A 26,856-nucleotide genomic window follows, 5' to 3' on the forward strand; every position below is an offset into this window, starting at 1 on the left:
GCTTCACTCCTGCTTCGACTTTAATACGGATAAATATTCTTTGACAGCGCGATTATGCTCGTCCAAGGTTGCGCTAAATTTATGACCACCATTACCCGTAGCAACAAAATAAATCGTGTTGGAGTCATCTGGATGCATTGCTGCCTCAATTGCTTTTTTACTTGGTAAAGCAATAGGCGTTGGAGGTAAGCCACTCATTGTATAAGTGTTATAAGCAGTCGGTGTTCTTAAATCTTGGCGGGTAATATTGCCTTTATAGCGATCTCCCATTCCGTAAATGACGGTTGGATCTGTTTGTAAACGCATACCCTTTTGCAAACGACGCACAAAGACACCTGAAACTTGCTGTAGTTCACTGTCCAAACTGGTCTCTTTTTCAATAATCGATGCCATAATCAGCGCTTCATATTTATTGTTATAGGGTAGATTCGGAGCACGATTTTCCCAAGCTTGATCGAGATTTTTCATTTGACGACGGTACAAGTCTGTCAAAATTTTCTTGTCCGATTCACCTTTATTAAAGAAATAGGTGTCTGGTGCAAATAAACCTTCAGGATGTGAAAAAGGAATGTTCAAGGTTTGCAACATTTCAGCCTGAGGCAAGTTTGAAACCTCTTTTTTTACCAGTGGATTTTGTTGTAATTGCTCTACCAGTTGTTTAAAGGTGGTGCCTTCAATGACCAAAACACGATTCATCTGCGCATTTTCAGCGTTAGAAATAAACTCTAAAACCTGACGTACACTCATACCCTGATCAATTTCATAAACACCTGCTTTTAAGCTCTCGTGAATCATGATTTTTTGATAAAGCTTTAAAATGATAGGAAAATAAATCTTATTTTCTTTCGACAGTCGATCAATCAAACCTGAGTAACTATCCCCCTGACCAATGGCTAAAAGCTGTTTTTTCCCTTCAACTGGATAGGTCTTAAATAAACTTGACCAAAGAATACCTATGACAACAGCTAGAAATAGCCCAATAAAAATTCCCCATTTTTTAGCGGAGAATGTTGCTGTTGGTTTGCCTTTTTTAGCAGGCTTTTTTTTCGGTTTTGGTTTACTGCTCATAATAAAATTAGGCTATCTGATTCAATTCTAGGGTATTAAAAAGTTCAATGCAGGGTTCAACCATTAATGTTTGCTGATCTAACACTGTGGCAATTTTCATGGGCTGCAAGGCATTACAGAAAAATAGGCTTTGTATATTTACTATCTCTTCCGATTTCACCAAACGCTGTTCGCATGGAATATCTTGCTGCTGCATACGACGAAGAATTTCAGCACGCATGACACCATGCACGCCATTATAACGAAGTTCAGGCGTAATCCATGTGTCATTTATGCGAAAGAAACAATTACTGCTTATCCCTTCGACAACTGAGCCTTGTACATCCAACACCAAAGCCTCTAGCAACCCCTGTTGATCGGCTTCTTGTTTAAGTATGACCTGTTCTAAACGGTTTAAAGTTTTTATGCCCACCAAGTTTGGCATACTCAAGCCCATAACACGCTGCAAGATACCCGACTGAATTTTCTGGTAATGAAATGTCTCAACAGTTTGTGGATAGAAGAACACCCAGACGTCAGCAACATGATCGGGCAGACTATAGCCGCGTTGTCCATCACCACGGCTAATGACAACTTTTAAAGTCCCATTTAGACACCCAAAACCTTGTTGCATTTCTACTAAAGTTTCAGCAATCAAAGTTAAGTTTGCATGAAGTGATAAACGTTCACATGCCAACTGTAAACGCGCGTAATGTAAGCGTTCCAGCTCAATCTGATTATTCACAATTCGTGCAGTCGTAAAGCAGCCATCGCCATAATGAAAAGCACGATCAAGTAAGCTGACGTTCGTAACTTCCTGTGCATTCTTAAAACAAAGCATAACTACCCCCAAAGATCCTGTTGTAGTTTAGGGACTAGATTATCCAACTTATTTCTTTTTTATTCATATCAAATTCGTTTTTTATTATTTTTTTTGCAAAAAACACAGCGCTATTCTTTGCTCATGTTAACGAACATTTAGAATTATTGAGGTCTGAAAATGCGTTTTTCTACACTTAAACTCGGGGTGGTTGCTGCACTCATTTCAATTACAGCAGTACATGCTTCGGCAAAGGATTTCCTAAACGTGTCTTATGATCCGACACGTGAACTCTATGAAGACTTTAACAAACAGTTTGGACAATATTGGAAAAGCCGTACAGGTCAAGATATTAACTTCAAACAATCTCATGGTGGTTCAGGCAAACAAGCACGTGCCGTTATTGATGGCTTAGATGCCGACGTTGTTACGTTAGCTTTGGCAGCCGATATTGATGCGATTGCAGACAAAACCAACTTACTCCCGAAAGATTGGCAAAAGAAATTCCCACAAAACTCGACCCCTTACACATCAACTATCGTGTTTTTGGTTCGTAAAGGCAACCCTAAAGGAATCAAAGATTGGGGCGATTTGGTTAAGCCAGGTGTAGACATTATTACACCGAACCCAAAAACCTCTGGTGGTGCACGTTGGAACTATTTAGGGGCATGGGCATGGGCTAAACACAAATATGGTTCTGATGCCAAAGCACAAGAGTTTGTTCGTCAAATTTACAAACAAACGAAAGTACTCGACTCAGGTGCCCGTGGTGCCACAACAACTTTTGCTGAGCGCGGGATCGGAGATGTATTACTGGCTTGGGAAAATGAAGCTTACCTCGCTGTACGTGAACAACCAGGTAAATTCGAGATTATCACACCATCTTTATCTATTTTAGCGGAACCTCCTGTTGCGATTGTTGAAAAGAATGCGCAAAAAGATGGCAATTTAAATCTTGCGAAAGGTTATCTGAACTTCCTGTATTCACCTCAGGGACAAGAGATCGCAGCGAAGAACTATTACCGTCCACGTAATGCAAGCGTACTGAAAAAATATTCAACAACCTTCAAACCATTAAAACTGGTGACAATTGATAAGGAATTTGGTGGTTGGACCAAAGTGCAAAAACAGCATTTTGACAACGGTGGTATTTTCGATCAAATCGTGAAAATCAATAGCGCAAAATAAAACGTTATTTAATTACACAGGAGCAACGTCATGATTCATACCATAATCGTACCAGGTGTAGGTGGTAGTGAAGCACAACACTGGCAATCTTGGTTGCAACGTAACCTCATGTCTAGCTCCCGTGTAAATCAGACCGATTGGAACCAACCTGTCCTTAATCACTGGGTAGAGCAATTTACGAAAACTCTGCGCCCTCTTCAAAGTGATGTACAAATCGTCGCACATAGCTTTGGCTGTTTAACGACAGTGGCTGCATTAGCATTGCATCCTGAGCTAAACAAGCATGTGAAAAAGTTGATTTTAGTTGCGCCAGCCAATCCTGCCCGATTTGGCGAAGCGGGTTTCGCACGTGACAGTAAAACTGATTATCAAGCATTCTTTCACCAATTGAAGATTCAGGTGCCTACAACCTTGCTCATTAGTGAAAATGATCCATGGTTAAGCTTTGAAGATGCACAACAGTTGGCACGTAGCTGGAAGCTGCAACCAGTGAATTTAGGTCAAGTGGGACATATTAATGTTGCATCAGGTTTTGGACCATTTCCTGAAATTTATGACTACCTGATTCCTGAACGCTCAATGTCTCGAATGCGTCTGTCTGATGATTATCCACATTTTCTGAACTATGCACTCTAGGGTCTGCATAATTTAATTTACTGATTATTTTACTGATTTTATTTGATCAGTATTCTCACATTTTGAGGAATTGTCATGTCGCAGCGATCCCGAGTGCTGCCAGGGTTTGGACTTTCGCTAGGTTTTACCCTCGCCTATTTATCTTTAATTGTACTGATTCCACTTTCAGCAGTTTTTATTCGATCTCTAGATATTGGTTGGTCTGGTTTATGGGAAATTTTAAGTTCTGAACGTATCTTAAAAGCCTTACAACTCAGCTTTACTACTGCACTCTTAGCAGCGATCATTAATGTTGTTTTTGGCTTATTACTGGCATGGTGCTTAGTTCGTTATCGTTTTCCAGGTAAACGCATTGTTGATGCCTTGGTCGATTTACCTTTTGCCTTACCCACTGCGGTGGCTGGTATCGCGTTAACTTCACTTTATGCACCTACAGGTTGGGTTGGACAATATCTCGATCCTTTAGGTATTCAAGTGGCATATACCCCAATCGGGATTACGCTTGCGCTTATCTTTATTGGCATTCCTTTTGTAGTTCGTACTGTTCAACCTGTATTAAGTGACCTAGAAACAGAACTAGAAGAGGCAGCATCTGCATTAGGCGCGAATCGTCTGCAAATTGTGACTAAAATTATTTTACCCATTTTATTCCCTGCGCTACTCACAGGTTTTGCTTTGGCATTTGCACGTGGTGTTGGCGAATATGGCTCTGTCATTTTTATTGCTGGTAATCAACCGTTCAAAACTGAAATTGCACCCCTCATGATTATCTCTCGTTTGGAAGAATATGATTATGCTGGTGCAACCACCATTGCTGTGGTCATGCTGTTAATTTCATTTGCACTACTCTTTTTAATTAACTTATTACAAGCATGGGCAAGTCGTCGTACAGGGAGAAATGCAATATGAGCTTAGTTACCAACAGCAATGCCTTTGCTGAACGCCTACAGTCTCGTGACGCCACTCGTGAACCTGTTTGGGTCCGTTACACTTTACTGAGCATTGCCTTAATTTTTTTCTTAAGCTGTTTAATTCTTCCGCTTATTCTGGTTTTTGTAGAAGCCTTTAAGCAAGGGATTGCAGTTTATATTCAGGCTCTAGTCGATCCAGACACTTTGTCTGCGGTCAAACTTACCTTACTTACAGCGGCAATTGCAGTTCCATTAAATGTAGTGTTTGGCGTAGCGGCAGCATGGTCGATCGCTAAGTTTAATTTCCGTGGAAAATCTATTTTAACCACCTTAATTGATCTGCCATTTTCTGTTTCACCCGTTATTGCAGGTTTAATGCTGGCACTAATTTTTGGTACGCAAGGTTGGATAGGGAATTGGTTACTCGACCATGACATCAAAATTCTGTATGCAGTCCCAGCGATTGTACTTGCAACTGTCTTTATTACCGTTCCTTTTGTGGCACGTGAGCTTATTCCGCTTATGGAAGCACAAGGTACTGAGGAAGAAGAAGCTGCAATGGTTCTCGGCGCTTCAGGTTGGCAAACCTTCTGGAAAGTCACCCTGCCAAACATTAAATGGGGTCTGATTTACGGTGTAATTCTGTGTAATGCACGGGCTATGGGTGAGTTTGGCGCGGTATCTGTAGTTTCAGGACACATTCGTGGAGAAACCAACACCTTACCCTTGCATGTCGAAATTCTTTATAACGAGTACACCTTTAGTGCGGCTTTTGCAGTGTCCTCCTTATTGGCTCTATTGGCGATTGTTACCTTGATTTTGAAAACTTGGGTTGAATATCGTCAGGAAAAGCAAAACAAAAGTAACAGCAGTTCAAGTCTTTAAATAGGAATGTCCCCATGAGTATTCAAGTCAAAAACATTGAAAAGAACTTTGGTGCATTCCATGCACTTAAAAATATTTCTTTAGATTTCCCAGAAGGTCAATTGGTGGCTTTGCTTGGTCCTTCAGGTTGCGGTAAAACCACCCTGCTCCGTATTATTGCGGGTTTAGAATCGGCAGATGGTGGACAGGTGATTTTAGAAGGTCAAGATGCCACTGATGTACATGTCCGAGAGCGTCAAGTTGGCTTTGTATTCCAACACTATGCCCTATTCCGTCATATGACTGTCTTTGACAATATTGCCTTTGGTTTACGAGTTCGTCCACGTGCAACACGCCCTTCGGAAGCAGAAATTAAAAAACGTGTTACCCGTTTACTGGATTTGGTTCAGCTTGGTTTCTTATCAGACCGCTATCCTGCTCAACTTTCAGGTGGACAACGTCAACGTATTGCCTTGGCCCGTGCCTTAGCGGTTGAGCCACGAGTATTGTTGCTGGATGAACCTTTTGGTGCACTCGATGCCAAAGTACGTAAAGAACTACGTCGTTGGTTACGTACCTTACATGACGAATTGCACATTACTTCAATTTTCGTGACGCACGATCAGGAAGAGGCGCTAGAAGTTGCCGATCAAATTGTGGTAATGAACAAAGGCAATGTCGAACAGATTGGTTCGCCTCGCGAAGTCTACGAAAAACCTGCCACACCGTTTGTCTTTGACTTTTTAGGTCAAGCCAACCGATTTGAAGGTCACAATCATCAAGGCATTATTCAATTGGGTGAAGACCGTATTCAGTTAGATGCTGCTCAACATGTGCCACATGGCAATGTCATTGCCTTTGCACGTCCGAATGAATTACGCATTCATACCCAACCCCAAGACAATGCAATTCAAGCCACATTCTTACGTGAAATTTGGATTGCAGGCAAAGTCTTGGCCGAGTTACAAGACCGTCAGGGCAACCTGATTGAAATCACACTCAGCCCAGAAGAGTCAAAATTACACCAATTTAGACCAAATCAAACTGTTTGGTTGAGTGCAACTGCATTACACTTATTCGAAAATCAAGTCGCATAGAGACATAGAGGTGAGGCATCAACACCTCACCCGCTTTAAGGTATAGAGAAATGAATTTCCAACAACTCAGAATTATTCGAGAAACAGTGCGACAGAACTTCAACTTGACCGAAGCATCTGCTGCCTTATATACCTCTCAATCTGGGGTAAGTAAACATATTAAAGACTTAGAAGATGAATTAGGGGTTCAATTATTCATTCGTAAGGGTAAACGTCTACTGGGATTAACAGAACCAGGACAAGCCTTACTCGGCATTGTGGAGCGGATGTTGGTCGATGCCGATAATATTAAACGTTTAGCCGACGATTTTAATAAAGTAGATGAAGGGACTTTGACCATTGCTACTACGCACACCCAAGCGCGTTATGTCCTGCCGCCAATTGTGAACTTATTTAAAAAAGAATTTCCTAAAGTTCACCTTATTTTGCAACAAGCCAGCCCTGTTGAAATTACGGAAATGTTGTTACAAGGCGAAGCGGATATCGGTATTGCTACAGAATCTTTGACTACTGAAGATAATTTGGCCAGTGTGCCATTTTATAACTGGCAGCACTGCATTATTACCCCACAACAACATGAGCTAGCGCAAAAAGAAAACATTGAATTGGCTGATTTAGCACATTACCCATTAATTACTTATCACGGTGGTTTCACGGGTCGTTCTAAAATTGATAAAGCATTTGAAGATGCCCATATCGATGTCGATATTGTCATGTCTGCACTGGATGCCGATGTCATCAAAACCTATGTTGAACTCGGTATGGGTGTTGGTATTGTCAATAATGTTGCTTACGACGCTGAGCGTGATTATCGCTTAAAGCAAATTCAAACTGATATTTTTGGTGTAAACACCACATGGCTTGCAGTACGTAAAGGGCATTTACTGCGTGGTTATGGTTATGAGTTTATTTCACTTTGCTCACCAGAAACTGATATTAAAGCTTTGAAAAAAGTCGCATATCCTGAAGAATAACTATCAACATGGAGGTAATGCACTGTATTACCTCCATGTTATCAACTCAACACTACAATGCTCAAATGTGCTATTCACAAAAATGTGAATGACATAAACCTCTTGCTTCACTCTGTAGAATTCCACACAATAACAATCACTCGCACACCAAAACAAAACCTCTTTTTATAATAATTCAGAGTATTTTAATATGTGGGTGATCCGAACATTTACATCTATAGTTATTTTTATTCCCCCCACATTGCAAGCGGGTGGCATGGAGTTGTCTGGTCAATCCATTTGGCCTTTTTTTGAAAAAGGCAATTATGCCGAATTAACCTTCGCCCGTTTAAATGCAGATATTTCAGGTCAAGTCCAAAATCAAGCTGAATTGGCTGAAATTGGGGTCACTGACTTTTCCACTGGAAACTTTGTGGAAAACCGTAATTTTGTACAGGCTGCTTTAAAATTTCAGCCTCATCCGAAAGTTTCATTCGGTCTCATCTTTGATCAACCCTTTGGTGTCGACATCCAATACCTTTATCGCCCCAATACCGTGATTGGACCGATTGAGATTGAAGCTACAGATATCAATTTTGACAGTCACAATATAACTAGCCTATTTGGCTATCAGCCTAATCCTTCGTGGCAAATTTATGCAGGTCTCGGCATACAAAGCTTTGAAGGCAACTTAGATGTGTTTGGACAAAGTTTCTATTTTTTAAATGGATACCGCGCCGAGTTTGAAAAGGATCATGCCCTAGGTTGGCTTGCAGGTCTAAGTTATCAAATTCCAAAATACGCATTACGCAGTAGCCTAACCTATCGCTCGGCAATTAAACATCAAGTGCATGTAAATGAATCAATTCAGAACCAGCCTATTCACTTGACGACAGCAAAGAAAACTACAATAGAAACACCCTCTTCAGTCAATCTGGATTTCCAAACAGGACTTTCCCCCCAAAGTCTGCTGTATGCTTCACTGCGCTGGGTCAATTGGAGTGACTACATCATTCAGCCGACTCAGTTTGCCGCCATTATTGAAAGTGCAGCGCAATATGCCCCTGAAATTGCTTCCTTTAACATGATTCAATATCAAGAAGATCAATGGTCTGGGAAAATTGGCATTGCGCATCAATTCAGTTCGCGCTGGGTCTCTACCCTTGATATAAGCTGGGACTCAGGGAACGGCAATACAGCTTCGACCTTAAGCCCTGTCGACGGTTACTATGGAGTTGGTCTAGGCGCCCTCTATTACTGGCAACCTCAATCCTTCTTTGCTTTAGGAACACAGTATTTACGCTTTAACAAAGCCAAAACTGTACAGGATGCTGGAGCAAATACCAAACTTACTACTTTATATTCAGTGAATCAAAATGATGCATGGGTATTTGGTGGAAAAATCGGACATCACTTTTAGTTGATATTGTATGAATGTTTAAAAAAACGGGCATTTAGCCCGTTTTTCTAGAATAAGATTATCTCTTAGAAGTGATAACTTACACCGAGTTTCGCCACTGGCATCCACTCATATTTATCGTCGTTTTCGACATTACGTTCGTGTTCAGCCAATAACGCCTGATCCGCTGCTGTACCACCGACACCTGTCAGTTTAGCTTGTGGATTACCTGTGTAGTAAGCACCTACCTCACCAAACACACCAATCTTGTCATTGATTTTAGGTGCAAAACCAAGACCTAAGTAAGGTGCAATGTCATTGTTATAGCTAACTTTACCTGTCACAGACTCAAAACTGGTTGGAGTCCCATCAATCTCGATATTACCGCTACCTGCTTTAGATTTGAGCGTATATTCACTATCGACATAACCTACACCTGCTGCCATATAGAGTGAATTTGCCCACATGTTCGAACTTGTGCCCCAAGGACGTACTTCAGCATTTAAATATGTAAGGTTATTCTTCATGTCCATGTCGTATTTTACGCCATCAACAGACAAGTCATCTGACCAAGAAACATCACCACCATTGTAACCTAAGGTTACGCCAACATAAGGGTTAACGGTCCAAGTGACTGCTCCACCATAACCTGTTGTTCCTGCTTCAGCACGCACAGAAGTAGGAATAAGCTGATTAGAAACACGACCATCATTAATTACAGGTTCTTCTGCCATTGCAGTCCCTGCAAAAGCGGTCATTGTTGTTGCAATTGCAATTAAACTTAATTTTTTCATTGCTGGTCTCCTCAGAAGATTAACTTTTAATCATGAAGTTGTTTTGATGAACCCATCCTAGACCAGAACATCGGTGCTTTTTATGAACGATTTGCTTAGTTTGTGTTAACTTTTGATACATATTTCATAAAATATAGTTTGCAAACACTTATTTGTTTAACAACTTATACAATTTAACATAGGTTTTTACTGAACTACCTTAATTATTAATTCCGATGCTAAGACGATTTTTCATCTATTTTTGGGCAAATATAGTGTAAAATCTTCAAAATTTTTTTGGAAGGAAGATCATGTCTCAGCTTTCGACAATTATCGAACAAGCCTTTGAAGACCGTGCTAATTTCACAGCAGCAGACTGTTCTGCTGAAATTCGTGACGCTGTAGAACAAGCGATTGCAGGTTTAGATAATGGCTCATTACGCGTAGCTGAAAAAATCGACGGCGAATGGGTTGTTCACCAATGGCTTAAAAAAGCAGTGTTGTTATCGTTCAAATTAAACGACAACAAGCCAATTGAGTCTTGTGATCTTCGTTTCTACGACAAAGTTGACACTAAATTCTCTGGTTGGACTGAAGAACAATTCAAAGCTGCGGGCGTACGTGTTGTACCACCAGCTGTTGCACGTAAAGGCAGCTTCCAAGCAAAAAATGTGGTGTTGATGCCGTCTTATGTCAACATTGGTGCTTATGTAGATGAAGGCACAATGGTTGATACATGGGCAACTGTAGGTTCATGTGCACAAATCGGTAAAAACGTTCACTTGTCTGGTGGCGTAGGTATCGGTGGCGTACTCGAACCATTACAAGCAAACCCAACGATTATTGAAGACAACTGCTTCATCGGTGCGCGTTCTGAAATCGTTGAAGGTGTAATTGTTGAAGAAGGTTCTGTCATTTCAATGGGCGTATTCATTGGTCAATCAACCAAGATTTATGACCGTGAAACTGGTGAAATCCACTACGGCCGCGTACCAGCAGGTTCTGTGGTTGTTTCTGGTAGCCTTCCTTCTAAATGCGGTACTTACAGCTTATACGCTGCAATTATCGTGAAAAAAGTTGACGCGAAAACTCGTGCTAAAACAAGCTTGAACGAATTATTACGCGAAGACTAATTTTTCAAACTGCTTTTCGGTCTCTACGGTCAGGTATGGTCGTAGAGATTTTTATTTTTCTATCTTGTGGTTATCTTGTGCTATGAATACTCTCCGATCTTCAGCTATTCCTGTTTCTGATCCGGCTGCGGGCTTACGCATCACGGAGATTTTCTATTCATTACAAGGTGAAGCCAATACAGCAGGACTGCCAACGGTATTTATCCGTTTAACAGGTTGTCCACTACGCTGTACCTATTGTGATACCACTTACTCTTTTGAAGGTGGCGAGCGCCAATCGCTTGATCAAATTATTCAAACCACACTCGACTTTAAAACTCCGTATGTCTGCGTGACAGGTGGTGAACCCCTCGCACAGCCGAATGCTTTACCGTTAATGCAACGTCTAGCAGATCTGGGCTGTGAAGTATCTTTAGAAACCAGTGGTGCTTTAGATGTGTCTAAAGTTGACCCTCGTATTTCTAAAGTCTTAGACCTTAAAACTCCAACTTCGGGTGAAGAACAACGTAATTTAATCAGTAATCTAGATCATCTTACTCAACATGATCAGATTAAGTTCGTGATTTGCAACCGTGAAGATTATGAGTGGTCAAAACTACAGGTCGCACAATACCAACTACAAGATAAAGTCAGTACCGTTTGGTTCTCCCCTGCTTTTGCTGTAGAAAAAGGTGCTGTGCGCTTACCACAACTTGCGCGTGATTTAGCGCAATGGATTTTAGAAGACCATCTCCCTGTTCGCTTCCAATTACAGTTACATAAATTGTTATGGAACGATGAAACTGGTCGTTAATTGCTTTTAAATATTTTGGAGATTTGCATATGCGCCCTCGTGCCATAGTCTTGTTATCAGGCGGCTTAGACTCAACTACTTGTTTAGCTTGGGCGCAAGCACGTTATGAATGTATGGCTATTAGTTTTATGTATGGTCAACGCTCTACCACAGAGTTAGATGCTGCAAAAGCCCTAACACAACGTGTTGGTGTTGAACATCGTATTATTAATATTGATTTAGGTAACTTAGGTGGTTCTGCTTTAACAGACCATAGCATTGATGTACCAGAACAACTCCAAGAGGGTATTCCTGTAACTTATGTTCCAGCACGTAACACCATTTTCTTATCTTATGCTTTAGCAGCAGCAGAAGTTTTTGGTGCAGAAGCCATTGTGATTGGTATCAATGCTGTTGATTATTCAGGTTATCCTGACTGTCGACCAGAATATATTGAAGCTTTTGCCAACATGGCACGCTTGGCAACCAAGGTGGGTGTTGAAGGAAAAGCTCTTAAATTTGAAACACCTCTGTTACATTTATCCAAAGCAAATATCATTCGCTTAGGTATAGAACATGGCGTAGACTATAGTCAAACGGTGTCTTGCTACCAAGCAGATGACCAAGGACGTGCTTGTGGTAAATGCGACAGCTGCCGCTTACGCAAACAAGGCTTTGAAGATGCAGGCGTAGCAGACCCAACACGTTACATACCGTAATTACAGGGTACAGTTTATGAAAAATTTAAAATCAAACATTATTCTTTCTACATTGGTTTCTGCAGCTGCATTGTTCGCAACAGCTTCACATGCTGCTGAATCAAACAAACTACAAGAAGCCTATAAAAGCACCAATGTAAAAGCTGCATTAATTAATGTTTGTAAAGAAGAAACAGCCAAAGGTAATAAATTATCGAGCGCTGAAGTAAGCAAATACTGTACTTGTGCAGTTGAAGCAGATGGTAAATTGACCAATGCTCAAAAATGGGAAATTCAAAGCGCAATTAACCAAAAGAAAAGTCCAAGCACCTTGGCTTTTGTTCAAAAGCAGAATAAAGATTTACAAGCCTGCTTTGGCCCTCAGTTAACGACAAAATTAAAGTCATTAACTGAAGCGGCAGTGAAAAACGCGCAAGCGAAAAAATAATTCGCTCAATATGAATGAAGCCTGCTTTATGCAGGCTTTTTCTATGTCACAAAATTGATAGAACTTGAAACTATGTGCAATAAATGGAATACAAACGCTCAAGGTCAAAAATTTGTTGCGTCCTATAGTGGAGGTAAAGACAGCAGCCTCGCCCTCTATCAAGCCATGCAAATGGGTGAAGCCGTTGCACTAATAGTGATGCTTGAAGAACAAGGCTTAAAGTCACGCTCACATGGGATGTCACTCGACATTATTCATGCACAAGCCAATGCCATTGGATTACCTATTTTTACGGCTTCCGCCACTTGGCAAGATTATGAAAGTCATTTTATTCAACTGCTACAAAAAGCCCAAATCTTAGGCGCAGAAACGTTGGTTACAGGCGATATTGACTTAATGGCACATGCAGAATGGAACCAATCTGTTTGCGATAAAAGTCAGCTCAGTTTATGTATGCCACTTTGGCAACGTCCACGTTTAGACATTGTGCAGGAATTTATTTCACTAGGGTTTCAAAGCATTATTGTGACGGTCAATCTGAACTTAGGCATGAAAATTGAAGATCTGGGACAAATTCTGACACTGGACTATATACAAGAGCTTGTAGCCAGAGGGATTGACCCTTGCGGAGAAGCGGGTGAGTTTCACACGACAGTGATTAATGGCCCAATTTTTAAACATGCACTCAACATTATGAAAGGTGATATTCTCTATCACGAAAATTACGCCTTTTTACCCCTTGAACTAGAACAACACCAGATTGAAGGATGAACCATGACAGAGACAATTCAACTTCCAAATCAAATCTTTCCTACCACCACAGGTGAAATCAATTTAACCGAAGTTCCAACAGAATGGTTGATTGTCTATTTCTATCCAAAAGATTCAACACCTGGCTGTACCACACAAGCCGTTGGTTTTTCATGTTTAAAAGACCAGTTTGATGCACTGAAAACTACGATCATTGGTGTTTCACGCGATTCGGTTAAAGCCCATCAGAACTTTACCGAAAAACAGGCTTTAACCATTAATTTAATCAGTGATAAAGAAGAAGTCCTATGCAAACACTTCGATGTGATTAAAGAAAAGAATATGTATGGCAAACAAGTCATGGGCATTGAACGCTCAACCTTTATTTTCCATCAAGGCAAACTCGTAAAAGAATATCGTAAAGTCAAAGCTGCGGGACATGCAGAACAAGTTCTTGCTGATTTAAAAGCTTTACAAGCTTAATTAATAGAGCCGCTGTAATGATTACTCAACTCAGCGGCTTTTATCATTAAGTATTTAAAATTAAAGACAGTGCGATACCCCACATAATCAAAGCAATTAGACCATCCAAAACTCTCCATGCTTTAGGATTTTCAAAAACTGGTGTTAATAGTCGTGCCCCATATCCTAAACTGAAAAAGAATAACCATGATGCAGTCATAGTGCCCAGTGCAAAATAGAGTTTACTCTGTTCAAATTGGGTTGAGATTGAACCAATCAGTACCACTGTATCCAAATAAACATGTGGGTTTAGCCAAGTTAATGCTAAACATACCAACAAGATCTGACCTAAATTGGTCTCATTTTGCTGCGCTGCATGCAACCCCTGATTCGATTTGAAAGCTGCTAACAAATGTTGAAAGCCATACCAAAATAAAAATAATGCCCCAGCCCATTTCGCCATGCCCAGAACTTCAGGGTAATGCTGAAGCACCACAGAAAAACCTGTGATTCCTAATAAAATTAAAATTGAATCGGACAGCGCACAAACAAAGCAGACCCAAAATACAGATTGTTGTTTTAAGCCCTGTTTTAAAACAAAAGCATTTTGCGCCCCAATCGCCACAATCAGACTAAAACCAATCGCGATGCCCTGTAAATACGTTTGTAACATGACTTTTTCAACTCTATTTTTGCTCCATCGCATTATCAATCATTTTTTATTTAACTAAATAAAACTAAAAAAATATCAATTTAACTCAATTTATTTTAGATTATAGCCTTAGCTTATTCATGAATAAAACTGAGCCCTTCCATGCTAAATAGTAAACAATGTGATGCGTTTTTAGCTGTCGCTGAAACAGGCAGTTTTGATTTGGCCGCCGAACGCTTATGCATTACGGCTTCGGCAGTCACTATGCGCGTACAGAGTTTAGAAAAATCCTTGGGGCATTTGTTGATTGTGCGTGAGCGTCCTTGCCGACCTACTCAGGCAGGTCTATCTTTATTGCACTATTTACAGCACAGTAGATTGCTTGAACAAAATTTAATGCAAAATTTGACGGGGAAATCCGCTGAATCTGCATTTTATCAAATCAATATTGCTACCAATGCTGACTCCCTTGCCACTTGGTTATTACCCTTGCTCAAGCAAAACTTGATTGAAAACAAAATTGTGCTGCAATTTCAAGTTGATGATCAGTCACATACACATCACTTACTTGAAGCAGGGCTAGTGAATGCGTGCTTGACCACTGAACCTAAGCCAATGAAAGGATGTATCGCAGCCTATTTGGGTAAAATGCATTATCGATTTGTTGCAACACCACAATTTAAACAACAATGGTTTAAACAAGGGGTAAATCGAGAGACTTTACGTCTTGCTCCTGCCCTGATTTACAACGAAAAAGATTTCATGCATACAGGCTTTATCCAGCAAAAATTTGGACTTAACCCAACCCAATACCCCCATTTTTTTATTCCCTGTTCGACTGCATTCGTGGATGCAACTGTAATGGGTTTAGGCTATAGCTGGCTTCCAGACTATCAAGCAAATCAGTATTTACAGTCGGGCAAACTCATCGAAGTTTCAGAAGATTTAAGCATCGACTTAGCGCTCTATTGGCATCATTGGAAACAACAATCGGCTCAACTTGAGCAACTGACACAGCTCTTGACCCAAAAAGCTCAGGAGCTTCTGAATTAATTCAGTCGCTTTTTTTCCATTGTCCAATCACCTGAATCTTTACTTTTTCACCAACACCACCGAAAGCTTTTTTCATGCCAAAATCGCTACGGCGGATTAGGGTATACGCTTCGACATCTAACAGATCTGAATTATTCGAATTTGGAACTAATTTGGCATTAAACGAAATTGGATGAGTCACGCCTCTTAAGGTCAAATTGCCGAGAATCTGATAACGATGATCTCCAAGCGCTTTAAATTGAGTGCTGCTAAATGTCGCAGTTTTATATTTTTCTACATAAAATAGGTCTGGGCCCAAAACCATCTGTTTGAATGAGGGTTTATTTAAGTCGATACTGGTGATATCAAGTATCACCTCGGCTGTGGCTTGTTCAGGTTGTTGCGGATTAAACTGTAGGCTGGATTGGACTTTTTCAAACTGACCTTTCACAAAAGTCATGCCAAATGTATCTATATGAAAACTGACTTCAGAATGGGGGGTTAAATGCCACGAACTTGCCCGAACAGATTGCATAGACATAAGTATGGCAAGTACATAACCGCACCTAGAAAACCAAAATAGAAATGAAGTTCCATAAGGTTCAACATGATGTAGCATATCCATTCCCTCATACGAGGTGATGAAAATATAGTTTACTCAAGATTGGTTTTGTCTTGGGTCTGGTATTTGTGTTGTAATTGTTGATAGATCACGCTTTGCATAAAGTTTTGTAAAAATGCAATCGTGCCTTGCGGGAAAGTCTCTTCCCAAATTTCACCACGATAAAAAGCTTCGCGCATCGGTGTTGCAGACATCGCACCTTCTAAACTATCAATTTCAACCATTTCCCATTCTGGAAAAAGTTCTAAATAATAAGAAGATTCATCTTTAAAGTGCCCAATCAGCCCAACCTTATGTTCAGGCTGTACTACATTTGCCACTAAACTTTTGACCAAATTCACCCATTTTTTATCATTATAAACATCAACAACATGTACAAAACGAATTCGCGCTGCATCTTGCGCAGAGAAATTCGACAAAATCATCTGTTCACGTTCTTGGGCGGTAAATGGGTTTTTAATATTCCGTTCCATCTGCGCCGAACCTAAGGCCAAAATAACATGGTCACTCAGTTCCAATGCAATTTGAATGGTTCGCATATGTGCCAAATGAAAGGGCTGAAAACGACCAATAAATACCAGATAATCAAATGTATGTTTCATAGAGAATGAACTTTTTTATGAACTCATCAGTAGCAGCGTTATTGTTTAAGATACGACATAATGGCTCATAAAATTTAACTAAATTTTAAAGCAAGGATAGTACGATGACGCTCAGTTGTATTCAACAACCACATGAACATTTAAATGCAAATTTAGACAACGGTATTTTGACTTTAGCCATTAACCGTCCAAAAGCAAAAAATGCATTGTATGGTGAATTGTATTTATGGATTGCTCAAGCCCTTGATGAAGCAGATCAATCTAAAGATGTACGTGTGGTGATTTTACGAGGTGAAGATGCCGATTTCACTGCGGGAAATGACATGCAAGACTTTATGCAATTCATTCAATCTCCATTACAAGGCAAAGCTGGTGATGCACCGCCATTTGTGGTGTTAAAAGCAGCGGCACGTTTCTCTAAACCATTAATTGCTGCGGTGCGTGGTGTAGCGATTGGTATTGGCGTAACTATTTTGCTTCATGCTGACCTTGTGTATAGCGACCAAACTGCTTTATTCCAAATTCCATTTGTGAGTCTTGGACTTTCACCTGAAGGTGCAGCCAGCCAATTACTGATTCAACAAGCGGGTTACCACAAAGCGGCTGAATTATTATTTACTGCCCAAAAATTTAACAGCGAAAAAGCCGTTGCTGCGGGTCTAGTCAACAGCATTGAAGAAGATGTTTACGCAGCCGCACTCAAGCAATCACAAATTTTAGCTGCGCTACCTTTGGCATCTTTACGTCAAACCAAGGCACTCATGAAACATAATCTAGACAGCATTGTGGACTGTATTGACCATGAAGCCGAGATTTTCATGAAACGGGTATCTTCACCAGAAATGGCTGAAGCCGTTGCTGCATTTATGCAAAAGCGTAGACCTGATTTTTCTCAATTTAACTAATTGGGTATCAAAGGGGGCATTTTGCCCCTTTTGTTTTAGCTCACTGAAATACAACAACAGGGGCACTACACCCGATATATTCTAAAACGACAACATTTAAAATTTATAAATCTCATGACAAATACCAACCAACCTAACTTCATTACAGATGAATCAGGTAAATCTCGTTACTACGAGCCTGCCCCGCAAGATATTGATGTTGCTAATTTCCGTAAGGTCATTGAAAGTCGCCGCTCAGTACGTAAATTTACTGATCGCACAATTCCTAGCGACATTTTGGATGCCTGTTTAGATTTAGCGCTGCTCGCACCCAACTCATCCAATTTACAACCGTGGACTTTTTATGTCGTACAAAGCCCGAGCAAGAAAAAGCAATTGGTAAAAGCCTGCCTAAACCAATTGGCAGCAAAAACCGCGGCTGAACTGATTGTCTGTATTGCACGTACGGACCGTTTGGATGATATGGCAAAACGCAACATCAGTGAATTTCCGTTCCCCGAAACGCCACCCGCGGTGCAAAAATATTATCGAGTTATTCCCTACAACTACAAAACAGGCTATTTCAATGCATTAGGCAACGTCAAAAAAGTCGCATTCAAATTGGTACGAACATTTGATAAGCAATTGCCTGTTACTGCTTTTAACGCTGCCGATGCAAAATTATGGGCAAGCAAAACCACAGCGCTGGCGTGTGAAAATCTGGTTTTGGCTTTGCGTGCCTATGGTTTTGATAGCTGCATGATGGAAGGTTTTGATGAGCCAATGGTTCGAAAAATCTTAAAACTAAATGACCAGCAATATCCTGTCATGGTCATTGCAGCAGGCGAACGTGCGAAAGACGGCGTGTTTTTCCCACAATACCGTTTTGATCGTGAGTTATTTATTCAGAAGGTTTAACGATTTTTCTAGATGGAATCTTTTCAATAAGATTCTAGTTAATAGAATAACCTTCGGTTCGACCTACTTTTCTTTTGGGAAAAGTAGGCAAAACCTGAGGTGCGACTATAGCAGCGCAAGATCTGCAAAACTCGGCTAATACCGTTTGCATTTCAATGCATCGCAGAACCATTTTTTTCATAATTCGTCCTGTCTCAAACAATTGCAGATGACATTTCCGTGTATCTAATTTTCAGTTTGTAAAAGCTATTTGGGCTAAATATCCAAGATTTGAATAAACTCAAAAGCTGGTTCTTCATAAGGATGATTGGTTTTAAGCGCGTGAGCCACTGCTTTGGCATGAGCTTCTGGCACAATCGTTTCTACTCGCCATTCAGGCACTTGTTCTAAACGATTCAACTCACCAATGAATGGATTTGCCCCCTGTACAGGCTTAAACTGTCCCATACCCAGAACTTGCCATGCACAATGTTCATAATTTCCAATTCCCCCCGCACCTGCTGAAAAAATGGCTTGTTTAGTCGACTCTAGGTGACTCTCTGGAACGTAGTAAATTAATTTCAGCATGAGTTCCCTTTTTTCAAATTTATGAGTGTGTATATTGTGGAATGATTACTTCTTAAAACACAAGTGACCGTTCTTACTTCACAAACCATATGATTTCTAACATCAAATTAAAAATGACATTGCATACCTGAGAATCAAACTTCAGTAAAAATAAGTATTTTGATGTTTCATCCACATTTTCAATAAAGTACATTTATTTATTAAATAATAATTGTTATCATTTGTATTAATATTTAATCAACTTCTATCGTCAGATGCTCTCTCATGAATAATTCAAGTGCGCCAGAACAGCTGATAGCAGCCCCCACACTCAAAATTAAACCCAAATCGCAGACAGACTCGACCTTGCTCAAATATCGTTGCATGGTGTTTTATCGTTTTGTTTTAGCCATTTTCGGTGGCTATCTACTTTCAGCCCTGACCGCAATTGTTATTGCGAAAGCATTTATCGACTCTCGAGCGACTGCTGCAATCGCCGCAACCCTATTGGCTTTTTGCATTCATTGCGCCGCATTTATTTGGGTATTTATGGTGCATAAAACGATCAAAGCCAGCCTTGGCATTTTTATTCCATGCCTCGTTCTTTGGCTAACTTCGCAATTTTTAGGGGCTTGATATGCGTCCAGATGACAAAATTGAAGGTCCTCGTCAGTCCATGTCGTGGTTACACACATGGGCAAGTCTGATTTTAGGCTGGCTGCTATATGCCATTTTTGTAACGGGCACGCTCAGTTTTTTCCAGAATGAAATTACCGTATGGATGAAACCAGAACTGCATCAATCTGTCGCCAATAATACCCAAATCCAACAAACTCAAATTGCATTAAATTATCTGCAAAAGAACCATCCTCAGGCAGGCAGTTGGATGATTTCTCTGCCAAACTCTCGTCAAACCACCACTGAAATTATGGTGCGTAAACAAGGCGAAGATCCGCATGCTCGACGTGGTGGTGAACGTATTAGTTTAGACAGCCAAACTGGAGAAGTTTTACAGGCACGAGATACACCTGGCGGCAGTTTTCTCTATCGTTTCCATTTTGAACTGTACGGATTACCACGACTTTGGACTCGTTGGTTAGTAGGATTAGCCACCATGCTCATGCTGGTTGCAATTGTAAGTGGCATCATTACTCACAAAAAAATCTTCAAAGACTTTTTTACGTTCCGTTCAGGCAAGGGACAACGTTCTTGGTTAGATGCGCATAATGCAACCGCGGTCTTTGCACTGCCCTTTCATATCATGATCACCTTCAGTGGTTTATTACTCCTGATGTTCATGTTTATGCCTTGGGGAATTAATCAGATCTATTCAGATCGTCAAGAATTTCTCAAGGATTTACGTCCACAAAGTAATGCTCAACCATCAAAGCCGCCATCAGAATTACGTGGTTCTGGACGGGGTGAACAAGAGCGTGGTGAGCATGGACGTCATAAAAGAGAAGCAGAACCTCAAGCGGCACCAATGGCTGATCTGACTCCAATGTTGAACTATGCAGCATCTCAGTGGCAAAACAATCCCATTGGTTCAATTCAAATCATTGCTCCAAATACCACGGCGGCGAGTGTCGAAATTAAAGCACTGTATGCAGAAAGTGTCATTGCACGAAATATTATGCCCACGTTTACCTTTAATGGAATGACTGGTATCAACACGACAGAGCAAAATTCACCTTATCGGGCCTCAGTTCCAATGGGCATTTATAATGTCGTGACTGTTTTACATGAAGCACGTGGCCTAGATTTAACACTACGTTGGTTATTGTTCTGTTCTGGGATTCTGGGCACTTTAATGGTCGCAACAGGACTTATTTTATGGTGTGTCAAACGTGCGCCACAACAACAAAAACAAGGTTATAAATCTTTTGGTTATCGCTTAGTTGAAGTCACCAATATTACGGTAATTATTGGTTTACCTTTGGCTTGTGCAGGTTATTTTTATGCAAACCGATTATTACCAGTGCAACTCGAAACACGTTTAGATTGGGAAATTAATATTTTCTTGATTACGTGGTTATGCTGCCTTATTTATGCCATTTTCCGTACCCATCGTCAGGCTTGGTTGGAATTACTCGGGTTCGCGACCATCATGTTTGCTTTGCTGCCTATTTTAAATGCACTGACAGGTGGTCATGCGTTATGGCTCAGTATTGCAGAAGGACAATGGATGATTGCCAGTTTCGACCTCATGGCATGGGCTTTGGCATTCATCTTTGGCATGGCTTATCTTAAAGTCAAAAATCATAAAGGATTAACTGCCAAAAAAACCAAAACAGCTCCTCGACCACAGGAGCTAACATCATGATGTTCTTTTTATTGATTTGGTCATTATCTAGCTTAGCCTTTATTGCCTTAGCCAGTTCGATGTCGAAACATCAAAAACAGATTTTTGGCAATGAACTCAACGCCATACAAACGCGCTACGCCACAATCATAGGATGGCTACTACTCACCTTTAGTCTAGTGATATGTATCCTGTCAGGAAAACTCAGCAATATGCTCAGTTTCTGGGTAGGTGTCCTCAGTTTTGCTGCTTTATTTGTCGGTGTATCTTTGAGTTATTTTGAGCAGAAAATCAAAGCCTTTACACTTGCACTTTGTATGCTTAGTCTCATGAGTGCAACGATACTGTGGTTTTAATGCTGCACTCCGTCAAAGCTTTTAGGCTATAATCACTGAGCCAATCTTCGGATTGGCTTTTTTAATTGACTGCCTTTGGAATTTCTATGTCTCAACTTCCTTCTATTTCAGCAGAACTCATTAATCGTGCAATTGCTGGTAATGCAGCAGCACAGTTCGAGGTTGCCACTTTATACATGGAAAGTGAAGATGAACAGCACATTGAACTTGCCGAAGAATGGGCACTGAAAGCTGCTGCAAATGGTCATGTCGAAGCCATGTACTGGCTCGGTGAAGGCTATACCGTTTATGCAAAAGAACTGCTAGATGAAGATCCAGAAGAAGCCAAATATTATTTTGAACAAGCCTACCATTGGCTTAAGCAGGCTAGTAGCGTCAAACATGCGGCTTCTATTTTAGAACTGGCAGGTTTCTACCGTCGTGGCGATGTGGTCGAAAAAGATGTTGTAAAATCTGTAGCCTTGGTACAACAAGCCGCAGAGCTGGGTGAAGTACAAGCCATGCGCGACTTAGCTTGTATTTATGCTCATGGTTTAGGCGTTGAAATTGACGAAGCCAAAGCAGATGAATGGAACAATAAAGCGCAACAAGCTAGCTAAGCTTGAGTAATAAAAACAGAAACTCTTTTTGAAACGGGTTTCTGTTTTAATATCCTCTATTTACGAACGGACATGAACAAAAATAAGGTCTAAATCTCGCTTTGGTAGAAAATTCTTTTTCCTCATTTCAAAACGTGTTGGGCTAATTTTTTTGACTTCTCCGTCCCAACAAAATGACACCAACTCCCCTGCATCTCGCTCTACGGTCAGTTTAAAATCTGCTATCGGTTTTGCCCAATTTGCCCCTGTTGTTAAAATATAACTTAATGCTTGATAGGGCGCGTGCTGTGCCTTGGCTTTGGCGAGTCCCGCTTTAAAGTGCTTATCCATACAGTAAGTTTTTTCATCTTCTTCTGGATAAAGTGACACTGAACCGCCGACCAATGGTGCATATTGATGCTGAATACGCGTAATACTGTTGGCTTTAAAATTTTGCTGCCAACTATAAATAACCTGCGCTTCCCAATAGATTTCATCACCTGCTTGATAAGGTTTTAACAATTGCTGCACTTGAGGTTCTTTACAGCCAAGCATCCGACCACTGTAATCAACGTCTTGCTGCATACTCCACGGATACATCAAATCATGTTCAGTAAATCCACATTTCTTTAAAGCACTGGTGACATCAATAGGATCAGCTTCCCAATTCACTTCACCTTGCTTGGTCAGCGTTGGTAAAAAAGCCCGTACATGCTGCTGTGGTTGAATGCTTTTACCATTGGCTTGTATTTTAAAACTTTGCAGCAAATGTTCAGTATTCGCAAAATCGCTTTCACGTGAACTTCCGACACGAGGTAAAGGAAATAAGACCGTTTCTTGAATATCTTGATCTGTCAGATTCTTAAATTGATAATCCACGCGAATCTGCTTTTTACTCACAAATAAATCTTCACTTTGCATGGAGATTTTAGGGCTTTTCAGATATTGCACACCACCTGTTGCCACAAAGCCCGTGCTGTCATTGGCATTGACCCAACCACACAGACACAAGAGCCCTAAACCATAACCCCATTTCATCTTATTCATCCTTCTTCTATTTTTAGTTCTTCAATACTTTATACATAAGCCAATAATTGATAATCAGATCAATATTACACTTCACCCTTGATATTAAACTCTACTCAACAGCATGACTTTATCCATTCTAGAGTTTAACGAAATAGATAAAGTCAAAGTTCGAATCATTTAGTTCAGCGTAGTCGATTGAAGTTTCACCTCACGATCATCAATCACAATCGCTTGTCGGCAAATCCCTTCTGCTTTTCGTTGCTGTTCAAATACTAAGGCAGGCATTGGTTCAAAATTATCAAAGAAACAAATTTCCTGATCATCGATTGAATAGACCAAGGACTGGTTGCCCACTTCATCTAATGTGTCATAGTAGACAATCACCATTTTACCCTGCTCAATCTGGGACTGGATCTGGGTATAGCTCAGCGCAGGCTCAATTGGGATACGTAAAGCTTTCGCTTCGGCATAACTTTGTCGTTCGGTTCGGTCAATATTCGGGTCGGGATCGGTATGGAAAGAAACGTGAAATCCAATCTTCTTTAAAGCAACCGCTAATGCAATGGTAAATGTACCATCTTGACGATCATGTCGGCATAACTTAATCAGCTCATTCATATCGACTTGTGTACCATGATGCTGTAACAACATCCAAACGGCAAATACACCACAATTCGCTTCTAGATTCAGCAAAGAATCAGGAATCTCTAAAGCCATAGGTTCACTCTCAAGATAATATGAGGCGGATGATATATAAATTGATCGATAAAATTAAGATTTATTAAAACATAGTCGCTTTATAGTTCATTTTTACATAGTTTTCTTTATCGTCATGGTGCATTTTTGATATACATGAATAAAATCCAACCTGCAAACAATATTGTCCACCCTACAATAAAGAATACAGCGATAAATACATAGCGTTTAGGCTTAGACCACGTTTGAATTGTATGAGATGGATTGATGGTTTTCTTTATCATTAAGCCTAAAGCCGCCAATAAGGCAAAGATACTAATAAGCTGCAAGCCCCATAAAATTTTTGCCAACCACGAACCACGTAGGTCAAACCATTGCTGTGAATAAAAATACATAGATTTTTGTGGTTGAGCTGGGTTAACTAACACCATCGCCTGACCATTTAAAAATTGATTTTTCAACTTAGATTCAGTGAGTTGACGCAGTCCCGGTGGTTCATCTGTCAACAACATTGCATATTAACGGACTAAATCACTTTGTTCTGCTAAATAATGTTTACCTTGATATTCATATTGATAAATTACATTCATATAGGCATAACTCACACTTCTCGAACGCCGATAAACATTTGATTGTGAATCGATGAGTTGAACCTGACTGACATGCTGCCAATGAGGATGCGTCCATTCAAATTCTTTTAATTGTAATTTAGGAGAAGCACCCCAAATCATCTGAAAAAATACATAACAAATAAAAATTGAAATAAATTGAAATAGAATCCGATGTTTTGATATATATTTTCTAAGGATTAACAAATAAATAGCAAAATGAAATACGACGGCATAAACCACTATGCGTAGATTTTCTCCGTAGAAAAACATCAAATAAAGCCCAAAAACTACTGCGATTCCCCCAAATATCTGTACTACATTTTCTTTTACAGTATCCAACTTTTCATTCATCCATTCATTTCACATATTTATATTTATCAGTAGATAAGTTTAAGACATCACAATTCTGCTGAATACAGTTGATACGTTTTTATACAATCTTCATTGGAACAAAACCAAAATGTGGGTACAATACTCCGCAGTCGAGGGATGCTGCGACTTTTTCACAGGCTGATTTTCAAAAACAGTAATGTGAAATCGCTAGGCTCGACGATTCGGTTAGACATTCGTGCTAATCAACAACGGCATCCGCGAACATAATGATCAATTTTTATTTTTAATTAAGGAGATCGTAATGAACGCGGTTAATGCTTCATTTACAGATTACAAAGTTGCTGATATCACTCTAGCTGACTACGGCCGTAAAGAAATCAAACTTGCAGAAGCAGAAATGCCAGCATTGATGGGGCTACGTAAGCGTTATGCTGCTGCAAAACCACTTGCTGGCGCAAAAATCCTTGGTTGTATCCACATGACCATTCAAACTGCCGTTCTTATTGAAACATTAGTTGAATTGGGCGCAGAAGTTCGTTGGACTTCTTGTAACATCTTCTCTACTCAAGACCATGCTGCTGCTGCAATCGCTGCTTCTGGTGTACCTGTATTTGCTTGGAAAGGTGAAACAGAAGAAGAATATGTATGGTGCTTAGAGCAACAAATCAATGTGAATGGCAAACCTTGGGATGCCAACATGATTTTGGATGATGGCGGTGACTTAACTGCTCTTGTGCATGACAAGTATCCAAATGTTTTAGCTAAAATTCACGGTATTACTGAAGAAACCACGACAGGTGTTCAACGTTTGCTTGAAATGTGGAAAGATGGTTCACTTAAAGTTCCTGCAATCAACGTTAACGACTCAGTAACTAAATCTAAAAATGACAACAAATATGGTTGCCGCCATTCATTAAATGATGCAATCAAACGTGCAACTGACATGCTTCTTTCTGGTCGTCGTGCGCTAGTGATTGGTTATGGTGACGTAGGTAAGGGTTCGGCACAATCTCTTCGTCAAGAAGGCATGATTGTACGTGTAACTGAAGTTGACCCAATTTGTGCAATGCAAGCATGTATGGACGGTTACGAAGTTGTTGCTCCTTACAAAAACGGTGTTCAAACAGGTAAAAAAGAAGACATTAATCTTGACCTTCTTCAAAATACTGACCTAATTGTAACGACAACGGGTAACTACCACGTATGTGACGCTGCAATGTTAGATACATTAAAAGCGGGCGCTGTTGTATGTAATATCGGTCACTTCGATACTGAAATCGACACAGCATATTTACGTGGTTACAAGTGGGTTGAAGTTAAGCCTCAAGTTCACCAAGTTTACCGTTCTGAAAATGACAGCGATTACCTCATTCTTCTTTCAGAAGGTCGTTTAGTTAACCTTGGTAACGCGACTGGTCACCCTTCACGCGTTATGGATGGTTCATTTGCCAACCAAGTCTTGGGTCAAATGCACTTATTTGCTGAAAAATTTGCTGATCTTCCTGAAGATCAAAAACAAGCTGCGATTCGTGTAGAACTTCTACCTAAGAAATTAGATGAAGAAGTTGCTGCGGCAATGGTTGCTGGTTTTGGTGGTGTCTTGACTCAATTGACTCAAGAACAAGCAGACTACTTAGGTGTAGCGGTTGAAGGTCCATTCAAATCGGACGCTTATAAATACTAATTTTTCATCTCTGCTAAATCCTCTCCTGTCAGGAGAGGATTTTTCCCTGAATTAAATACC

The 26,856-nt window shown here is 40.3% G+C and carries 32 protein-coding genes; 21 read left to right on the forward strand and 11 right to left on the reverse strand.

Annotated features, from left to right (window positions below):
- Positions 1-3 precede the first annotated feature (3 nt).
- Positions 4-1,068, reverse strand: coding sequence for an endolytic transglycosylase MltG (gene mltG / locus I593_RS06870; RefSeq protein ID WP_016166848.1), 1,065 nt, complete (start codon positions 1,066-1,068; stop codon positions 4-6).
- 7 nt (positions 1,069-1,075) lie between these two features.
- Positions 1,076-1,888: an aminodeoxychorismate lyase gene (pabC, locus tag I593_RS06875; protein WP_016166849.1), complete on the reverse strand. Its 813-nt coding sequence runs from the start codon at positions 1,886-1,888 to the stop codon at positions 1,076-1,078.
- Positions 1,889-2,047: 159 nt separating this feature from the next.
- Here pabC and I593_RS06880 point away from each other — a divergent pair, with 159 nt between their 5' ends.
- The 7 genes from I593_RS06880 (at position 2,048) to I593_RS06910 (ending at position 8,936) form a co-directional block, all read left to right on the forward strand.
- A complete protein-coding gene (locus I593_RS06880; RefSeq protein WP_016166850.1) occupies positions 2,048-3,055 on the forward strand; it encodes a sulfate ABC transporter substrate-binding protein in 1,008 nt (335 codons plus the stop codon).
- A gap of 30 nt (positions 3,056-3,085) precedes the next feature.
- Complete coding sequence (locus I593_RS06885; protein ID WP_016166851.1) at positions 3,086-3,691, forward strand: alpha/beta hydrolase; 606 nt, start codon at positions 3,086-3,088, stop codon at positions 3,689-3,691.
- 75 nt (positions 3,692-3,766) lie between these two features.
- Positions 3,767-4,600 carry a sulfate ABC transporter permease subunit CysT gene (gene cysT / locus I593_RS06890; RefSeq protein ID WP_016166852.1) on the forward strand — a complete coding sequence of 278 codons (834 nt, stop codon included), beginning with the start codon at positions 3,767-3,769 and terminating at the stop codon, positions 4,598-4,600.
- Complete coding sequence (gene cysW / locus I593_RS06895) at positions 4,597-5,487, forward strand: sulfate ABC transporter permease subunit CysW (protein WP_016166853.1); 891 nt, start codon at positions 4,597-4,599, stop codon at positions 5,485-5,487. The genes cysT and cysW overlap by 4 nt, the downstream gene beginning before the upstream one ends.
- A 14-nt stretch (positions 5,488-5,501) precedes the next feature.
- Positions 5,502-6,563: a sulfate/molybdate ABC transporter ATP-binding protein gene (locus I593_RS06900; RefSeq protein ID WP_016166854.1), complete on the forward strand. Its 1,062-nt coding sequence runs from the start codon at positions 5,502-5,504 to the stop codon at positions 6,561-6,563.
- Between the two features lie 50 nt (positions 6,564-6,613).
- Entirely contained in the window at positions 6,614-7,537 is a 924-nt protein-coding gene (locus I593_RS06905) for a CysB family HTH-type transcriptional regulator (protein WP_016166855.1), read from the forward strand.
- A 190-nt stretch (positions 7,538-7,727) separates the two neighbouring features.
- Positions 7,728-8,936 carry an OmpP1/FadL family transporter gene (locus I593_RS06910; protein ID WP_016166856.1) on the forward strand — a complete coding sequence of 403 codons (1,209 nt, stop codon included), beginning with the start codon at positions 7,728-7,730 and terminating at the stop codon, positions 8,934-8,936.
- A 65-nt stretch (positions 8,937-9,001) separates the two neighbouring features.
- On the opposite strand, the gene carO is transcribed toward I593_RS06910, so the two are convergent.
- Entirely contained in the window at positions 9,002-9,709 is a 708-nt protein-coding gene (carO, locus tag I593_RS06915) for an ornithine uptake porin CarO (protein WP_016166857.1), read from the reverse strand.
- A gap of 290 nt (positions 9,710-9,999) precedes the next feature.
- On the opposite strand from carO, the gene dapD reads away from it, so the two are divergent.
- The 6 genes from dapD (at position 10,000) to I593_RS06945 (ending at position 13,972) form a co-directional block, all read left to right on the forward strand.
- Entirely contained in the window at positions 10,000-10,821 is an 822-nt protein-coding gene (dapD, locus tag I593_RS06920) for a 2,3,4,5-tetrahydropyridine-2,6-dicarboxylate N-succinyltransferase (protein WP_016166858.1), read from the forward strand.
- Positions 10,822-10,903: 82 nt separating this feature from the next.
- Entirely contained in the window at positions 10,904-11,614 is a 711-nt protein-coding gene (gene queE / locus I593_RS06925; protein WP_016166859.1) for a 7-carboxy-7-deazaguanine synthase QueE, read from the forward strand.
- Positions 11,615-11,643: 29 nt separating this feature from the next.
- On the forward strand, positions 11,644-12,312 hold the full coding sequence (gene queC / locus I593_RS06930) for a 7-cyano-7-deazaguanine synthase QueC (RefSeq protein ID WP_016166860.1): 669 nt from the start codon (positions 11,644-11,646) through the stop codon (positions 12,310-12,312).
- Between the two features lie 16 nt (positions 12,313-12,328).
- The gene (locus I593_RS06935) at positions 12,329-12,739 is read left to right on the forward strand and encodes a hypothetical protein (RefSeq protein WP_016166861.1); all 411 of its coding nucleotides are present in this window, start codon (positions 12,329-12,331) and stop codon (positions 12,737-12,739) included.
- Positions 12,740-12,811: 72 nt separating this feature from the next.
- Positions 12,812-13,510: a Dph6-related ATP pyrophosphatase gene (locus tag I593_RS06940; RefSeq protein WP_016166862.1), complete on the forward strand. Its 699-nt coding sequence runs from the start codon at positions 12,812-12,814 to the stop codon at positions 13,508-13,510.
- A 3-nt stretch (positions 13,511-13,513) separates the two neighbouring features.
- The gene (locus I593_RS06945) at positions 13,514-13,972 is read left to right on the forward strand and encodes a peroxiredoxin (RefSeq protein WP_016166863.1); all 459 of its coding nucleotides are present in this window, start codon (positions 13,514-13,516) and stop codon (positions 13,970-13,972) included.
- A gap of 46 nt (positions 13,973-14,018) precedes the next feature.
- Here I593_RS06945 and I593_RS06950 read toward each other — a convergent pair whose 3' ends face one another.
- A complete protein-coding gene (locus I593_RS06950; RefSeq protein ID WP_016166864.1) occupies positions 14,019-14,624 on the reverse strand; it encodes a LysE/ArgO family amino acid transporter in 606 nt (201 codons plus the stop codon).
- 141 nt (positions 14,625-14,765) lie between these two features.
- Between I593_RS06950 and I593_RS06955 the strand changes: the two genes are divergently transcribed.
- The gene (locus tag I593_RS06955; RefSeq protein ID WP_016166865.1) at positions 14,766-15,656 is read left to right on the forward strand and encodes a LysR family transcriptional regulator ArgP; all 891 of its coding nucleotides are present in this window, start codon (positions 14,766-14,768) and stop codon (positions 15,654-15,656) included.
- 1 nt (position 15,657) lies between these two features.
- On the opposite strand, the gene I593_RS06960 is transcribed toward I593_RS06955, so the two are convergent.
- Together I593_RS06960 and I593_RS06965 are read right to left on the reverse strand one after the other, a co-directional pair.
- Positions 15,658-16,254 (reverse strand): YceI family protein, encoded by a 597-nt coding sequence (locus I593_RS06960; RefSeq protein ID WP_016166866.1) that lies wholly within the window; start codon positions 16,252-16,254, stop codon positions 15,658-15,660.
- A 35-nt stretch (positions 16,255-16,289) separates the two neighbouring features.
- Complete coding sequence (locus tag I593_RS06965) at positions 16,290-16,859, reverse strand: nicotinate-nicotinamide nucleotide adenylyltransferase (protein WP_016166867.1); 570 nt, start codon at positions 16,857-16,859, stop codon at positions 16,290-16,292.
- Positions 16,860-16,963: 104 nt separating this feature from the next.
- On the opposite strand from I593_RS06965, the gene I593_RS06970 reads away from it, so the two are divergent.
- Entirely contained in the window at positions 16,964-17,764 is an 801-nt protein-coding gene (locus tag I593_RS06970; RefSeq protein WP_016166868.1) for an enoyl-CoA hydratase-related protein, read from the forward strand.
- Positions 17,765-17,878: 114 nt separating this feature from the next.
- Positions 17,879-18,661, forward strand: coding sequence for a nitroreductase family protein (locus I593_RS06975; protein WP_016166869.1), 783 nt, complete (start codon positions 17,879-17,881; stop codon positions 18,659-18,661).
- Between the two features lie 255 nt (positions 18,662-18,916).
- On the opposite strand, the gene I593_RS06980 is transcribed toward I593_RS06975, so the two are convergent.
- A complete protein-coding gene (locus tag I593_RS06980; protein WP_016166870.1) occupies positions 18,917-19,228 on the reverse strand; it encodes a YqfO family protein in 312 nt (103 codons plus the stop codon).
- Between the two features lie 264 nt (positions 19,229-19,492).
- Here I593_RS06980 and I593_RS06985 point away from each other — a divergent pair, with 264 nt between their 5' ends.
- The 4 genes from I593_RS06985 to I593_RS07000 all read left to right on the forward strand — a co-directional run bounded on the left by I593_RS06985 (position 19,493) and on the right by I593_RS07000 (position 22,464).
- Positions 19,493-19,843: a hypothetical protein gene (locus I593_RS06985; RefSeq protein ID WP_016166871.1), complete on the forward strand. Its 351-nt coding sequence runs from the start codon at positions 19,493-19,495 to the stop codon at positions 19,841-19,843.
- Between the two features lies 1 nt (position 19,844).
- Positions 19,845-21,530, forward strand: coding sequence for a PepSY-associated TM helix domain-containing protein (locus tag I593_RS06990; protein WP_016166872.1), 1,686 nt, complete (start codon positions 19,845-19,847; stop codon positions 21,528-21,530).
- On the forward strand, positions 21,527-21,865 hold the full coding sequence (locus I593_RS06995) for a DUF3325 domain-containing protein (protein WP_016166873.1): 339 nt from the start codon (positions 21,527-21,529) through the stop codon (positions 21,863-21,865). Before I593_RS06990 ends, I593_RS06995 begins: the two co-directional genes overlap by 4 nt.
- Before the next feature lie 86 nt (positions 21,866-21,951).
- Positions 21,952-22,464 (forward strand): tetratricopeptide repeat protein, encoded by a 513-nt coding sequence (locus I593_RS07000; RefSeq protein WP_016166874.1) that lies wholly within the window; start codon positions 21,952-21,954, stop codon positions 22,462-22,464.
- 60 nt (positions 22,465-22,524) lie between these two features.
- Here the strand turns inward: I593_RS07000 and I593_RS07005 are convergent, their stop codons facing one another.
- From I593_RS07005 to I593_RS07020, 4 genes are all read right to left on the reverse strand, one after another.
- Positions 22,525-23,481 carry a DUF4424 family protein gene (locus I593_RS07005; RefSeq protein WP_016166875.1) on the reverse strand — a complete coding sequence of 319 codons (957 nt, stop codon included), beginning with the start codon at positions 23,479-23,481 and terminating at the stop codon, positions 22,525-22,527.
- A 168-nt stretch (positions 23,482-23,649) separates the two neighbouring features.
- Positions 23,650-24,189: a cysteine peptidase family C39 domain-containing protein gene (locus I593_RS07010; RefSeq protein ID WP_016166876.1), complete on the reverse strand. Its 540-nt coding sequence runs from the start codon at positions 24,187-24,189 to the stop codon at positions 23,650-23,652.
- Between the two features lie 113 nt (positions 24,190-24,302).
- A complete protein-coding gene (locus I593_RS07015; protein WP_016166877.1) occupies positions 24,303-24,680 on the reverse strand; it encodes a hypothetical protein in 378 nt (125 codons plus the stop codon).
- 6 nt (positions 24,681-24,686) lie between these two features.
- Positions 24,687-25,130, reverse strand: coding sequence for a hypothetical protein (locus tag I593_RS07020; RefSeq protein WP_016166878.1), 444 nt, complete (start codon positions 25,128-25,130; stop codon positions 24,687-24,689).
- 283 nt (positions 25,131-25,413) lie between these two features.
- On the opposite strand from I593_RS07020, the gene ahcY reads away from it, so the two are divergent.
- Positions 25,414-26,796: an adenosylhomocysteinase gene (gene ahcY / locus I593_RS07025; RefSeq protein ID WP_016166879.1), complete on the forward strand. Its 1,383-nt coding sequence runs from the start codon at positions 25,414-25,416 to the stop codon at positions 26,794-26,796.
- Positions 26,797-26,856: the final 60 nt, after the last annotated feature.

It is taken from the genome of Acinetobacter tandoii DSM 14970 = CIP 107469, assembly GCF_000400735.1.
Taxonomy (GTDB): Bacteria; Pseudomonadota; Gammaproteobacteria; order Pseudomonadales; family Moraxellaceae; genus Acinetobacter; species Acinetobacter tandoii.

What these genes read in the sequence shown, in the direction of transcription:
- mltG (WP_016166848.1), bottom strand. Translation starts at nt 1,068, where the DNA reads ATGAGCAGTAAACCAAAACCGAAAAAAAAGCCTGCTAAAAAAGGCAAA.
- pabC (WP_016166849.1), bottom strand. Translation starts at nt 1,888, where the DNA reads ATGCTTTGTTTTAAGAATGCACAGGAAGTTACGAACGTCAGCTTACTT.
- I593_RS06880 (WP_016166850.1), top strand. Translation starts at nt 2,048, where the DNA reads ATGCGTTTTTCTACACTTAAACTCGGGGTGGTTGCTGCACTCATTTCA.
- I593_RS06885 (WP_016166851.1), top strand. Translation starts at nt 3,086, where the DNA reads ATGATTCATACCATAATCGTACCAGGTGTAGGTGGTAGTGAAGCACAA.
- cysT (WP_016166852.1), top strand. Translation starts at nt 3,767, where the DNA reads ATGTCGCAGCGATCCCGAGTGCTGCCAGGGTTTGGACTTTCGCTAGGT.
- cysW (WP_016166853.1), top strand. Translation starts at nt 4,597, where the DNA reads ATGAGCTTAGTTACCAACAGCAATGCCTTTGCTGAACGCCTACAGTCT.
- I593_RS06900 (WP_016166854.1), top strand. Translation starts at nt 5,502, where the DNA reads ATGAGTATTCAAGTCAAAAACATTGAAAAGAACTTTGGTGCATTCCAT.
- I593_RS06905 (WP_016166855.1), top strand. Translation starts at nt 6,614, where the DNA reads ATGAATTTCCAACAACTCAGAATTATTCGAGAAACAGTGCGACAGAAC.
- I593_RS06910 (WP_016166856.1), top strand. Translation starts at nt 7,728, where the DNA reads ATGTGGGTGATCCGAACATTTACATCTATAGTTATTTTTATTCCCCCC.
- carO (WP_016166857.1), bottom strand. Translation starts at nt 9,709, where the DNA reads ATGAAAAAATTAAGTTTAATTGCAATTGCAACAACAATGACCGCTTTT.
- dapD (WP_016166858.1), top strand. Translation starts at nt 10,000, where the DNA reads ATGTCTCAGCTTTCGACAATTATCGAACAAGCCTTTGAAGACCGTGCT.
- queE (WP_016166859.1), top strand. Translation starts at nt 10,904, where the DNA reads ATGAATACTCTCCGATCTTCAGCTATTCCTGTTTCTGATCCGGCTGCG.
- queC (WP_016166860.1), top strand. Translation starts at nt 11,644, where the DNA reads ATGCGCCCTCGTGCCATAGTCTTGTTATCAGGCGGCTTAGACTCAACT.
- I593_RS06935 (WP_016166861.1), top strand. Translation starts at nt 12,329, where the DNA reads ATGAAAAATTTAAAATCAAACATTATTCTTTCTACATTGGTTTCTGCA.
- I593_RS06940 (WP_016166862.1), top strand. Translation starts at nt 12,812, where the DNA reads ATGTGCAATAAATGGAATACAAACGCTCAAGGTCAAAAATTTGTTGCG.
- I593_RS06945 (WP_016166863.1), top strand. Translation starts at nt 13,514, where the DNA reads ATGACAGAGACAATTCAACTTCCAAATCAAATCTTTCCTACCACCACA.
- I593_RS06950 (WP_016166864.1), bottom strand. Translation starts at nt 14,624, where the DNA reads ATGTTACAAACGTATTTACAGGGCATCGCGATTGGTTTTAGTCTGATT.
- I593_RS06955 (WP_016166865.1), top strand. Translation starts at nt 14,766, where the DNA reads ATGCTAAATAGTAAACAATGTGATGCGTTTTTAGCTGTCGCTGAAACA.
- I593_RS06960 (WP_016166866.1), bottom strand. Translation starts at nt 16,254, where the DNA reads ATGCTACATCATGTTGAACCTTATGGAACTTCATTTCTATTTTGGTTT.
- I593_RS06965 (WP_016166867.1), bottom strand. Translation starts at nt 16,859, where the DNA reads ATGAAACATACATTTGATTATCTGGTATTTATTGGTCGTTTTCAGCCC.
- I593_RS06970 (WP_016166868.1), top strand. Translation starts at nt 16,964, where the DNA reads ATGACGCTCAGTTGTATTCAACAACCACATGAACATTTAAATGCAAAT.
- I593_RS06975 (WP_016166869.1), top strand. Translation starts at nt 17,879, where the DNA reads ATGACAAATACCAACCAACCTAACTTCATTACAGATGAATCAGGTAAA.
- I593_RS06980 (WP_016166870.1), bottom strand. Translation starts at nt 19,228, where the DNA reads ATGCTGAAATTAATTTACTACGTTCCAGAGAGTCACCTAGAGTCGACT.
- I593_RS06985 (WP_016166871.1), top strand. Translation starts at nt 19,493, where the DNA reads ATGAATAATTCAAGTGCGCCAGAACAGCTGATAGCAGCCCCCACACTC.
- I593_RS06990 (WP_016166872.1), top strand. Translation starts at nt 19,845, where the DNA reads ATGCGTCCAGATGACAAAATTGAAGGTCCTCGTCAGTCCATGTCGTGG.
- I593_RS06995 (WP_016166873.1), top strand. Translation starts at nt 21,527, where the DNA reads ATGATGTTCTTTTTATTGATTTGGTCATTATCTAGCTTAGCCTTTATT.
- I593_RS07000 (WP_016166874.1), top strand. Translation starts at nt 21,952, where the DNA reads ATGTCTCAACTTCCTTCTATTTCAGCAGAACTCATTAATCGTGCAATT.
- I593_RS07005 (WP_016166875.1), bottom strand. Translation starts at nt 23,481, where the DNA reads ATGAAATGGGGTTATGGTTTAGGGCTCTTGTGTCTGTGTGGTTGGGTC.
- I593_RS07010 (WP_016166876.1), bottom strand. Translation starts at nt 24,189, where the DNA reads ATGGCTTTAGAGATTCCTGATTCTTTGCTGAATCTAGAAGCGAATTGT.
- I593_RS07015 (WP_016166877.1), bottom strand. Translation starts at nt 24,680, where the DNA reads ATGTTGTTGACAGATGAACCACCGGGACTGCGTCAACTCACTGAATCT.
- I593_RS07020 (WP_016166878.1), bottom strand. Translation starts at nt 25,130, where the DNA reads ATGAATGAAAAGTTGGATACTGTAAAAGAAAATGTAGTACAGATATTT.
- ahcY (WP_016166879.1), top strand. Translation starts at nt 25,414, where the DNA reads ATGAACGCGGTTAATGCTTCATTTACAGATTACAAAGTTGCTGATATC.